The organism is Bergeyella cardium (genome assembly GCF_009914665.1).
Lineage (GTDB): Bacteria > Bacteroidota > Bacteroidia > Flavobacteriales > Weeksellaceae > Bergeyella_A > Bergeyella_A cardium.
In genome coordinates, this window is record NZ_CP029149.1 from 1790349 (window position 1) to 1802389 (window position 12041).

Annotated in this window: 9 protein-coding genes; 1 reads left to right on the forward strand and 8 read right to left on the reverse strand. The window is 40.7% G+C overall.

The window, feature by feature from the left end; all coding sequences use genetic code 11:
- Nucleotides 1-10 precede the first annotated feature (10 nt).
- A complete protein-coding gene (gene rlmN, locus DBX24_RS08220) occupies nt 11-1072 on the reverse strand; it encodes a dual-specificity RNA methyltransferase RlmN (RefSeq protein WP_160224548.1) in 1062 nt (353 codons plus the stop codon).
- Between the two features lie 128 nt (nt 1073-1200).
- Here rlmN and DBX24_RS08225 point away from each other — a divergent pair, with 128 nt between their 5' ends.
- Nucleotides 1201-1692 carry a thermonuclease family protein gene (locus DBX24_RS08225; protein ID WP_160224549.1) on the forward strand — a complete coding sequence of 164 codons (492 nt, stop codon included), beginning with the start codon at nt 1201-1203 and terminating at the stop codon, nt 1690-1692.
- Between the two features lie 111 nt (nt 1693-1803).
- Here the strand turns inward: DBX24_RS08225 and DBX24_RS08230 are convergent, their stop codons facing one another.
- From DBX24_RS08230 to DBX24_RS08260, 7 genes are all read right to left on the reverse strand, one after another.
- Nucleotides 1804-4365 carry a heavy metal translocating P-type ATPase gene (locus DBX24_RS08230; RefSeq protein WP_160224550.1) on the reverse strand — a complete coding sequence of 854 codons (2562 nt, stop codon included), beginning with the start codon at nt 4363-4365 and terminating at the stop codon, nt 1804-1806.
- 151 nt (nt 4366-4516) lie between these two features.
- On the reverse strand, nt 4517-5812 hold the full coding sequence (locus DBX24_RS08235) for a sensor histidine kinase (RefSeq protein WP_160224551.1): 1296 nt from the start codon (nt 5810-5812) through the stop codon (nt 4517-4519).
- On the reverse strand, nt 5813-6484 hold the full coding sequence (locus DBX24_RS08240; RefSeq protein ID WP_120489102.1) for a response regulator transcription factor: 672 nt from the start codon (nt 6482-6484) through the stop codon (nt 5813-5815).
- Between the two features lie 207 nt (nt 6485-6691).
- Nucleotides 6692-7483 carry a DUF4465 domain-containing protein gene (locus DBX24_RS08245; RefSeq protein ID WP_260392813.1) on the reverse strand — a complete coding sequence of 264 codons (792 nt, stop codon included), beginning with the start codon at nt 7481-7483 and terminating at the stop codon, nt 6692-6694.
- 75 nt (nt 7484-7558) lie between these two features.
- Complete coding sequence (locus DBX24_RS08250; RefSeq protein WP_185150748.1) at nt 7559-8707, reverse strand: cell surface protein; 1149 nt, start codon at nt 8705-8707, stop codon at nt 7559-7561.
- A 124-nt stretch (nt 8708-8831) separates the two neighbouring features.
- Complete coding sequence (locus DBX24_RS08255; protein ID WP_160224553.1) at nt 8832-9974, reverse strand: YncE family protein; 1143 nt, start codon at nt 9972-9974, stop codon at nt 8832-8834.
- Between the two features lie 11 nt (nt 9975-9985).
- Entirely contained in the window at nt 9986-11959 is a 1974-nt protein-coding gene (locus DBX24_RS08260) for a TonB-dependent receptor plug domain-containing protein (RefSeq protein ID WP_260392815.1), read from the reverse strand.
- Between the last annotated feature and the right edge of the window lie 82 nt (nt 11960-12041).

Below are 12041 nucleotides of genomic sequence, written 5' to 3' on the forward strand. Positions count from 1 at the left end.
TTAGCTTGTATTAAGTGCCTGCCACGCCAGTGGCTTCTTTGCGCGAGTGGGTGTTTGCGAGCTGTCCGCAGGCAGCATCTATATCTCCACCTCGGCTACGCCTTACAACGATGGTAATCCCTGCCTTTTCGAGTTCGTGTACATACCGCTCCTCAGCTTCTATATTACGGTGGTCATACTTACCTTCACCAATGGGGTTGTACTGAATAAGATTTACTTTAGATGGTACTTGTCGGCAGTATTTAATCAATGCCTTGATGTCTTCATCGGTATCATTAATCCCTCCCCAAACGCAATATTCAAAGGTAATGGGAGAGCTTGTCTGTCTATACCAATATTGAAGCGCATCCATAATCTCGGTGAGCGGGAATTTTGAGGAGAAAGGCATAATATCATTTCTCTTGTGCTCAATAGCGGAGTGTAGAGAGAGTGCGAGTTTTACTTTTAGGTTTTCATCGGCGAGCATTTTCATCATTTTAGGAATCCCCGATGTGGAGACTGTAATCCTCCTTGGAGACATACCCAAGCCTTCAGGTGAGGTTATCTTTCGTATGGATTCTACTACATTTTTGTAGTTCATCATCGGCTCGCCCATTCCCATAAAGACAATGTTAGAGAGCGGTCGCCCAAAGTAAAGTCTGCTTTGTTTGTCTATCAATGCTACTTGGTCTATGATTTCGGCAACTTCCAGATTTCGCATTCTTTTGAGTTTTGCTGTTGCACAGAATTCACAGTTTAATGAGCAACCTACCTGAGAAGATACGCAGGCTGTAGTTCGCGTTTCGGTAGGGATGAGTACTGATTCTACAAGGAGCCCATCGTGTAGCTTTACGCCGTTTTTAATCGTTCCATCGCTGGATTTTTGTAGGGTATCTACGGCAATGGGATTAATCACAAAGTCTTTTGATAGGTTTTCTCTGAGATTTTTTGAGAGATTCGTCATCTCCTCAAATGAGTGGAGATTCTTGCTCCACAGCCAGTCATAAACCTGCTTTGCACGGAAGGGCTTATCACCAATTTGTGTAAAATACTCCTTTAAGTCTTCAAGGCTGAGCGTACGAATATCTTTCAAAATCTTTTCTTTTTAAGGGCGCAAAGATAGGGTTTTCTTATGGTTTTTATATGGGGAGCTAGTTCATCAGTACGGCTAATTTTGAGGAGATAGGTATCTTTGCCCGCAATTATTTTAATTTTTTAGAAATGTTTAAGAGAGTTTTCATTGTTTTATTGATGCTTTTTGCGGTTTTGGGGAGTTCTCAGGCTTCCAAAACCTCAGTGGTAGCCACAGGAAAAGTGGTAGGGGTGAAAGATGGAGATACCTTTAAGGTATTGATAAAAGGCAAGGAGGTAAGTGTGCGTTTGTTGCATATTGATTGCCCAGAAAAGAAGCAAGCATTTGGGAAGAGGGCTAAGCAGAAGGTATCTGACCTGTGCTTTGGTAAGGAAGTGAAGCTGGTAGCGCGTAGCAAGACCGACAGATACAAAAGACTATTGGCAGAAGTCTATGTAGATGATTTATGTGTGAATAAAGAGCTGGTGCGCTTGGGGCTGGCGTGGCATTTTAAGAGATATTCCAATGATAAGAGCTATGCCCATCTTGAAAATGAAGCCCGAAAGAATAAAGTGGGGCTTTGGGTAGAGCCTTCACCGGTAGCACCTTGGGATTTTAGGAAGAGCCGAAAGAAAAAGTAAAATTCCTTTTACTGCATTAAGTCTATGGTAGATTTTATTTCCAATTTGAAGGCGTAATGAAATACTTTTTGCCAAAAAAATATACCTCCGAAGAGGTATAGTATAGGCTTCTTAGAGTTTCGTGCTGTTAAGCCTTAGTGAATTGAGTATAACCGATACCGAGCTAAAGCTCATCGCTGCAGCAGCAATCATCGGACTGAGCAATATTCCAAAGAAAGGATACAAAATACCCGCTGCAATGGGTATCCCCAGCGTATTATACACAAAAGCAAAGAACAGGTTTTCTTTGATATTCCTCAGGAGTTTTTCGCTGAGGATTTTTGTTTTTGCTATGCCCCAAATATCTCCTTTCAAGAGGGTGATTTCTGCTGATTCTATTGCGGCACCGCTTCCTGTGCCCATCGCAATCCCTATGTCCGACTGTGCCAGTGCTGGTGCATCATTGATGCCGTCCCCTGCCATTGCTACCACCTTCCCTTCAGCTTGTAGCCTTTTAATTTCATTCATCTTATCGGCAGGGAGGCAGCTTGCTTTGTAATTTTTAATACCGAGCTCCTCCGCTACGGCTCTTGCGGTCTGCTGATGGTCTCCTGTGAGCATTACAACCTCTATATTGTGGCTTTGAAGGAATTTAACTGCCTTTTTAGAACTCTCCTTTATCTTATCCGAGAAGCTGATAAGCCCTAAAACCTCATTCCCTCTCGCTACGAAGGAGACTGTTTTTGCTTGAGACTGGAGTTCAGACGCTTTTTGAGAAAACTCATCCGAAACAGGGATAGAAAAATGTTTTAACAAGGCTTCATTACCCAATAAAAGCCGATGGTCTCCCGATATTCCCGAAACACCTTTCCCAGAAATATTCTCAAAAGAGGAAAGTTTGAAGTTCATTAGCCCTTTCTCTCTTGTAGCTTTTAGTATTGCTTGAGAAAGGGGGTGCTCGGAGTTTTGGCTAAGTGCTCCAGCAATGCTTAGGAGCTCTTCTTGGGAGGAGTTGATGGCAAAAATTCCATCTATACTCGGCTTACCTTCGGTGAGGGTTCCTGTTTTATCGGTGATGAGCACATTTATTTTATTCATTTGTTCTAATGCTTCGGCATTTTTTATTAAGATACCGTTTTTAGCGCCTTTTCCAATGCCTACGGTCAGGCTCATTGGGGTAGCGAGCCCTAATGCACAGGGACAAGCCACAATAAGAACCGCTACGGCATTTACAAGGGCATAAATGAGCCTGTTTTCTCCCCCGAAGAGGTACCATAAAGCGAAGGTAAGTACTGAAATACCGATTACAGTTGGTACAAAGATTTTTGAAACTCGGTCGGCGAGCTTTTGTATGGGAGCTTTGCTTCTGCTGGCTTCATTTACGAGGTTTATGATCTGCGCCAGGAGGGTATCGCTTCCTACTTTTTCGGCAAGCATCAGAAAACTACCGTTTCCGTTGAGCGTTCCAGAGCTTACTTTATCGTTTAGACCTTTTTCAGCGGGTATAGGCTCGCCTGTAATCATCGATTCATCCACCGAAGAGCTTCCTTCCAGAATCTTACCATCTACGGGAATCTTTTCTCCTACTTTTACCCTAAGGATATCTCCTGTTTTCACTTCCGAGAGGGGGATTTTCTCCTCCTTACCTTCTCTGATGAGGTTAGCAGTCTCTGGCGAGAGGTTCATTAATTCTTCAATGGCTTTCCCTGTCTTCTGATGGGCTTTTGCCTCGAGCATTTGCCCCATAATTACGAGGGTAAGGATTACGCAGACGGACTCAAAGTAGAGCGAGAGCTCACCATCGTGCATTAGCTCGTGGGGGAGGAGCTGAGGGGCGAATAATGCCACAATGCTAAATAAAAATGCGGCTGCCGTTCCCAAAAATATGAGTGAGAACATATTCAGGTTCCAAGTTTGGAAGGAATTAAAGCCTCTCTTGATGAGAAACCAGCCTGAGTAGAAGATAACGGGGAGAGAGAAGAGGAGCTCTACATATCCGATGACCTCTTTTGGGAGTCCCCAGCTTATCCACATCCCTCCCATTGAGAGGATAAAAACAGGCAAGGTGAATCCTAAGCTGATGAGGAACTTCTTTTTGAGTTTCTGATAGGTAGTATCGGTTTTTCTGCCGTCTTTATAGGGTATCATTACGAGATCCATTCCACAGACTGGGCATCCTACATTATCGTTATAGACTTTATCGCCTTCGCAGAACATCGGGCAGTAATATTTGCCCTCATTTTCCCTTTCTGTGCTGATATTTTGATGATGATGCCCTTCTTTGCCCATCGTATGATGCTGAAGATGCACGCCTTTCGCTCTATTCGCCTCCTGTTCCTCTATTGGCACGAGGTACATATTACAGATCGGGCATCTAAGCCCTTTTTGGAAATAGACGCGCTCTCCTTCGCACTCCATTGGGCAATAATATACCGAGCTTGGCGAAACTCTCTCTTGTGGAGGCGTATATTCCGCTGGCTGTTCATCTTCAAACGCTTGCAGAGCATAATCGCCCACCTTCTGAAGCTCAGAATTAAGGTAATTAATATCAATTTCTCGCTCAGAAATGAGTTCTGCACTGGACTTTGCGAGGTCAATCTTAGCTGAAAGCCCTTCAATGCCATTCAGCACGCCAGAAATCTTCTGCATACAGCTTCCACAGCTCATTCCTAAGACTTTGTATTTAGTTGTCATCTCTTATTTGGTTTAATGATTTTCTAAGTTGCAAAGTTAAATCATCAAATCTAATCTCTCTTATACTTAAGTCTATAAAAATTATAATAAGCAGCAGGCTTAAGGCGGTAAGTAGTAGGCTTTAAGTGGTAAGTGAAGGATTTTATATCCTTTAAAAGGGAAAATGATACTCAATATTAGCTTTTAAAAGCCTAAAAAAGTGCTTATTATTAGAAAAAGAGTAGTCTATTTTAAGTCTAGGGTCATTATTGATGATCGTTTGGAGAATGGCAAGCCCCAGACCTGTAGAGAGGCTGTCGTTTGACTGTTTATAGAACCTATTAAAGATTTTATCTCCGTCCAAAGCGGTTCCTGTAGCGGTATTTGAGAAAACAATCTCATTAGGAGAGATTTCAATGCAGATTTCTCCATTTGGAGGGCTGTATTTCACGGCATTTTGGAAGAGATTCGTCAAAATAATGTGGAAAAGATTACGATTAAACTCTACTTGAAAGACTCCTTTTTCCTTAATATCGAGCTGAATTTCTTTATATTGGACTAAGGATTCGGCATTTTCTGCCATTTCATCAATTATTTCATTAGCGTTGATGCTTTCCTCTTCTTGAAACTGGTTATTTTCAATCTTGGAGAGGGTAAGGAGCGATGAGATGAGGTCAGACATCCGTTTAGCCGTGCTTTTTATCTGGATGAGTTGCTGAATTTCCTCTTCCTTACTGCCTTGTTCTATAAGGAGGTCTATTTTATTTTGAATGATACTGATCGGGGTTTTTAGCTCGTGGGAAGCATTTTCTATGAATGCCTTTTGTTGCATAAACACCTCTTGATTATCGTTAAGCATTGTCAAAATTCCCTTAGATAAGTCCTTAAATTCGGAGATGGAGGTCTCAGGTTCTACAAAGGTATTTTTACTTCCGAATCGGTAGGCGGAAAGCTGGGAAATAATCTCCCTAAAAGGCTTAAAAGCTCGGTTCAGAACGATTCTATTGACCCAATAAACGCATATCACCAGCACAGCATAGAGTACAGCGAGGGCTACAGCGAGGTTGATGAGCAAATCATCCTCTTCTACAGTAGAAGTACGGATCTCCAGTTGGTAAGAGCGCCCTTCTTTGTCCAAAAAATGGGTCGTTAGCACTCGGTAAGGCTCCATTTCTTGGTCATAAGGCATATAAAACATCTCATTGCGGAGTCTATTCCATTGGCTAAACTCCTCGTCTGGCACTGGAGTTATCTTAAACTGTCCAATGCCGTATTCATCTGTTTTTAAGATCTCTGGGTTGTCGTAAGCCTCGCGAATGATAGCGATTTTCCTGTCCTTCAAGCCGTCATCTACATTATCATAGACCTCATCGAGGATAAAGGCATAGAAAAGTGCCGCCCACAAGGCGATAAGCAGGAAAATGAAGAGCGAAAGATGCTTCTGGGTGTAGTTTTTTAGGGAAATCATCTACTCAAATTTATATCCTATGCCATAGACGGCAATAATGTCTGCTTCGGAGCGGTGTGTTTTCAGTTTTTTGCGGAGGTTTTTTACTTGAGAATAGATAAAATCCAGACTTTCGGACTGGTCAATATAATCTCCCCAGACCATTTCTGCCAAAGAAGTCTTCTCAAAGGTTTTTGAGGGGCGACTGATGAATCGGTAAAGCATATCAAACTCTTTTCTATTGAGCTGGAGGGGTTCATCACCCACCGTAACCTGCCTATCCTCATAGTTAAGCCTTATATTCTTATAGCTAATCCAAGAATTCCCGTGCTGTAGCTTTCTTCGGGTAACCGATTTTATCCGAGCGAAAAGCTCGGCGAGATGGAAGGGTTTCGCGAGGTAATCATCGGCTCCGAGCTCCAAACCACTGACTTTGTCGTCGATAGAATCCTTTGCAGAGAGGATAATAACGGGTGTTGTCTTCTTATTTTCCTTTAATGAGCGGAGGATATCGAGACCGTTGCCGTCTGGGAGGGTAATGTCTAGCAAAATACAGTCATACTCATAGTCTATAACCTTATACAGTCCTTCTTTTGCGTTTTTTGCTCCCTCTACACGGAGGTTTTCCTTTTCTAAAAATGTCGTTATCGTTTCTCGAAGCCCTTGTTCGTCTTCTACTATTAAAATTTTCATTTATTTACGCTTTATTTTTAGGATTTATCTCGGCAAATATAGAAATTATGCATAGGAAAGAGGGAAAATATGAAACTTGTTGTAATTTTTCTCAATCTAATTTTATATTGAACAAGACGAAATTTATTATAAAAGACCTAATATTTCATATACAAAAGAGGGAATAGAATAGTATCTACTCCCTCTTTTGTTTTTTGTGTGTTTGAGTTACTCTTTTACAGAAAGTTTATCCATAGAGAAATAAAGAGCGGTATTGGCACCATATTGTCCTACATCGGTAGTCTCTAAGAAGAAGAGAAGATACTTCACCTGTCCGAGAGGAGATAAATCTACCTTTTTCCAAGTGGTGTCTATACTATTTACTTTATTTCTAAAATCTACAAAATAGTGAATAATCGGTTCTGCATTGTTTGTGAGTTTTTTATCTTTATCTAAACCATAGATATGAATTGCAAAATAGTCACCTTTTTCAAATTTTCTTGCAAAGGAATCACCATTTAAGATACCGTAATATGACCAAGGGCTTATTGCAAGACTTACAGACTTTGCTGTATAGGTTTTGGAATTATCGGCAATCTCTACACTGCTGGAAAATTTGCTTAAATCTATTACTTCTCCTGCTTTTAATACACCTTGTGCAGGCTTATGATCAGCATAGGAGATAAGAAAAGGAGTACCTTCACCATTTACCCCTCCTTTGGGCATTGTACCCCATTGGTTTTTTACCCAACCACCTTGGGAGTTGAGATGATTTGTATTATCATTACTGTTAGAAACTGTGAAGCCACTCCAGTAGTTCCAGCTTTGAACAGCGGTATGGTTGAACTTGAAAATACCGATTTCTAAAGCTTTGTCTTCGGTATAGGTGTCTTTCCATATTTTTCCACCTGTAACTGCAGTACCATCGGAGAGGTCAAATTTGGAAAGGTCTAAGGTCGTAATGCCCTGCTCTACGAGTTGGATAGGCTCATTGTCCATTTGGCAGGATGTAAGTGCCACAGTACTGATTGTCAGTAAAAAGATCCTAATGTAAAGGTTCTTGAAAATTCTTGTAGTCATCTGTATATAATAAGTTTATTTGTTATTTTTGGTTGAGTTTTTTATCCAAAGGTCATAAGCACCTCTGATTTCGGTTGATATCTCACCCAGCCAGCCAGCCTCCTGGTTAATAGCGGTATAGACTTTTATAAAATCAATCCCGATGAGATGTACAGGTTTTCCATTTTTATCTACTGCCCAAGATATGTCTATATTAGAGGCCTCAGATTCGTTGGGAGCGTTATCAGCATAGCCAAAATCATAAGCCTTGCCTGTCCAATGGGCATTCGCTCCGCCATTTTGGGTGTAATTATCCTTTAGCTTTGTTCCAGAGAATGATAGTGTGGACTGATGGAGCCAAAGAGGGTAATAGCTCTGAGAATGAAATCTGTTTTTTGATTTAAAACCTGAATTTCCTTGATTATCTTCCCATTTTATATAGTTTTTTTCTTCACCAGAAGGTTCATTTTCAGGTTTAAAATAGGTGATTTGGTAATTCTTCACCGTCTCCGAAGAAGAGTGTTCACTCCCTGCAATTTCGTACCATTCATTATCATCTGGCTTTCCGTTTTTATTTCTGTCATAGGCTACCATTATGATTCCAGGTTCACTACTGCCCGCAAAGGCATTGCCTAAAACTTTAAAATCTCTCCCCGTAAGGTTAGGAATGGTGTGGTCAAACGAAAAGATAACAAAACCACCATATCCCCCAAGACTAATAAGGTCTTTTGTATCACCCACAAGAGCTTTTTTTGCCTTAGCGAGGAGATGTTGTTCGGTATTTTGGTCTTCGTAGGCTGGGAGTTTGTTGATGAACTGCCCCACAGCAGGGCGATACTCTAATACATCGGCAATATACTCGCTAAATTTCTTGTCTTCCTCGGTTACATTAATGGTTGAAGTATAGGTAAGTGATTTGCCATTATAAGAAACCTCAAGGTTAAGGGTATGAGGAGCTATTTCTGTGGAAATAAATTCAAAGACAGGAGCTTTAGAGTATTCTTTACCATCTACTTTCCAAATGAAAGATGCAGAAAGCGGGATGTTGGGCTTTATCTCCAGGACTTTAAACCTGTTGACCGTATAGGAGGGTTCTAAAATTCCAATAGGGATATCGGGTTGCAGAAAGTCATCCGCAGTACATGCTCCAAGAGCCAATAAAAAGATTAAGTGTTTCGGTTTCATTGTCCCACAAAGGTAGAAAAATAATAAAAAATACCTTATTAGTCTATTTAGAATAGATTTTTGAGGAAATTGAAAATGTTAATAATAGAGATTAAATCATTGAAAATTAATATAAAAGTATTGATTAATCTTTATAAACAAATGCAAAATGAGCAGGAATATTGCCTGCTGATTGCTCCCATTTGAAGTTACCATTTTTGTCAAAGGCATAGATATAACCAATAGAGGTATAGTCCCTCGCATCGGTGATATAAATATCTCCACTTATTGGATTTACAGCGATACCGTATGGGTTCTGAATCTTTTTTTGATATTCGGTAGGGATTAAATCCGTACTGAGAATGGTCTCTGATTCTACATCTATCACTCCAAATGACTTCTTAGTTGTGTGAGTATTATAGTTAAAGTCATTAGCATAATAGTAGAGTTTGTCATTAACTATTGTCATATTGCTCACAGGAATATCAAAGGATTTTTTGACTTCACCTGTGCTGGCATCTACTACAAAGAGGTTGGATTTGTGGTTATAATAGTCTCCCCGTGAACTGATATACAAATCTCCAAATCTGTCTTTTTTAATTCTATGGAGATTAATATCTATATCTATCTTCTTCTCTTCAGTAAAGGTTTTAAGGTCGATAATAGAAAGAGTTTTATCATAATTTGGGAAACGGTAGCCACCTGAATTAACAACGAAGAGCTTGCTATTTTCTCCCACGACGAGTTCTTCAGGTTGGTAGCCTACAATTACTTCTCTCTGGATACTAAGACTGGCAGTGTCTATCTCCACCACCTTTCCAAGTGGAGCTTTTGGGTCTGGAGAGATCTTTCCATTATAACTGCTGGCGTAGGCTTTGCCACTACTAAAGCAAATATATCGGCAGTTTTGCAAAGGGATGGATTTGATGCGCTTTGCTGTTTTTGTATCAAGTACTTCTATCTTTCCTGATACATTAATTACGGCATAGAGCTTAGAACCATAGACTTGAAGGTCATTCCCCACATCTCCGAGTTCTTTCACTACACTTGGGTTGGCAGTAGCGTAGATGTTTTTGTGGTAAATTCCCTTTGTATAGTCCAGATAATCCAGTGTAGCCTGGTTGGTTCCCATTGCTCCCTCATTCAAGAGATAAAAACCCTGTATCTTTCCAGAAGCCTCTGGTGGAAGAGGGGTTTCCTCTATCTGAGGAATGTATTCATTTCCTCTGCAGCTAAAAAGGAGGAGAATCCAAGAGGTAGCTAATAATAAAAAGGAGTTCTTATTCATTGTTTTAAAACCTATAAGTTCCAGTTGAGTACCAGTTTGAAGTTTCTACCAGGCATTGGATAGTTTGTTACAACTTCGTAGTACTGATTGAGGAGATTATTCGCCTCCAAAGATACTTTAAATTTATTAGTTCCAACTTTAAATTCTTTTTGCAATGCAATATCGTGAGTATACCAAGGCTGGATTTCATAATAACGGATGTTGTTTTGAAGTGCATTATACCGCTTGCCTGCATAAATGAAACTGTAATGTAGCCCCCAGCCTTTATAGTCTGAAATTAACGAAAAACTACCGCTATGTAGGGGGGTATATGGAATTTGATGGTTGTAATATGAATCTGACTTATCGGTGAGATTTTTTGCTGACTGATAAGTATAATTTAAGAGCGGACGAAGGTTAAAATTCCCCATCTGAAGCGTAGTTTGCAGTTGAATATCCGTACCGATAATTTCCACATATCCAAGGTTCTTCATCATCCATCTAAACATACTGCCGTTAGGTGCAGCGATGATTTTATTTTCTACTTTGTTGAAATACACATCTGCCTTTAGCTGAAGCTGTCTCACTATTTTAGCTTCATTCTCCTTCTGAAAGCTTAGCCCAAGGTTATATTGATGAGTGTATTCGGGCTGAAGGTTTGAGGTGCCGATTATGGTGTAATAGAGGTCGTTAAATGTAGGCATTCTGAAGCTCTTTTTATAAAATGCTCGGAAACTAACGCCTTGATTCTTCAATTGATAGCTTAGGAAGAGGGAGGGCGACCATTCGGATTTGTCGGGAGAGGCTGCATTGCGCTTCACTTCCTCTTGAACGAAGGTGCCAAGGAGGCTGCCCAGTACCTTAACGCCTCCCTTTTGGTAAGTTGTAGCAAAGGCTACGAGCTCTGTGTATCGGGTGGGGAAAGAGAAGAGTGGCAGGTCGGCACTAAGATTATTGAATTGGAAATCTGCGCTTAAGCTGATGTCCCAACTTGGATTGATGGAGTAAATATTGGATGAGGAGAGGTAGGCTTCCCTCTGAATATAAGTATTTTGAATCTTGTGGAGCTTGGTGGTGGTCGCCGTGTCTGCATAATGGGTATAGTCGTAAGCAAGTTTGGTTTTAAGCTGTGTTTCAATGCTGGGGAACAGCTTTTTACGCAATGTGGTTTGCAGAAAATAATTCTCGTCCCTCAACCTTTGCCCTCTTTCCTTAAAACCGCCATTCACAATCGGCGCGGGAAGCCCTCGGTTGGACTGATAAGCATAAGCCCTCGCCTCCCAACTGCCTCTATCGAGTTTAGTGAATATCGCAGTCTCTAATCTTTTGGATTGAATATCACTATCATACCTCTTAGCAAGCGTATCATAGGCGATACTCCCATCGAGCTTCTTTTTAGTATATCGGAAGCGGTAGATGCCATCACTTTCCAGAAACTCACCACTAATACTCGCAGAAGTATGAGCTGAAAGCCTCTGCTCCAGCCGAAAAGAGGGATTGAAAAGCGAAATAGACGAATTTTTAAGCCTTAAAATGAGATTGGTTTTCCTTCCATTTGAAAATAAAGGCCTTTTAGGCTGAATATAAATACTCCCCGACGAACCAAAATCTTTCGCTGGCTGAAATATATCGGATTTCTGCCCATTATAAAGGGCTATTTCCTCTACATCATCCAAAGAAAACCGACCTAAATCTACAATTCCGTTCTGTGCATTTCCAAGCTGGATACCATCATAAAAAACACCCGTATGATGGCTCCCAAGACTCCGAATATTAATGGTTTTTAGCCCTCCTATACCTCCGTAATCCTTAATCTGAACACCAGAGAAATACCTCAGAGCATCTGCCACCGAATGAGAATTAAGTCTTTGGAGCTCCTTACCGCTAAGCACTTGTACAGGAATCACCTCTTTGAAATTCCTTTTGTATAATTCCAGTGTTTGTATTGTTTGGAGGCTGTCTGCTCCCCTCTGTGCAGAAACATAATGCCCAAAAAGTAAAAACAAAATGAGAATATAGCACTGAAAGGAGGTAGAAAATGACATAAGTTTCGTAAGGAAAGGCACAAAGGTAGCTAAAAAAGATTTT

Excerpts from the sequence above, each read along its gene's own strand:
- DBX24_RS08225 (WP_160224549.1), top strand. The coding sequence starts at position 1,201 with ATGTTTAAGAGAGTTTTCATTGTTTTATTGATGCTTTTTGCGGTTTTG.
- DBX24_RS08230 (WP_160224550.1), bottom strand. The coding sequence starts at position 4,365 with ATGACAACTAAATACAAAGTCTTAGGAATGAGCTGTGGAAGCTGTATG.
- DBX24_RS08235 (WP_160224551.1), bottom strand. The coding sequence starts at position 5,812 with ATGATTTCCCTAAAAAACTACACCCAGAAGCATCTTTCGCTCTTCATT.
- DBX24_RS08240 (WP_120489102.1), bottom strand. The coding sequence starts at position 6,484 with ATGAAAATTTTAATAGTAGAAGACGAACAAGGGCTTCGAGAAACGATA.
- DBX24_RS08250 (WP_185150748.1), bottom strand. The coding sequence starts at position 8,707 with ATGAAACCGAAACACTTAATCTTTTTATTGGCTCTTGGAGCATGTACT.
- DBX24_RS08255 (WP_160224553.1), bottom strand. The coding sequence starts at position 9,974 with ATGAATAAGAACTCCTTTTTATTATTAGCTACCTCTTGGATTCTCCTC.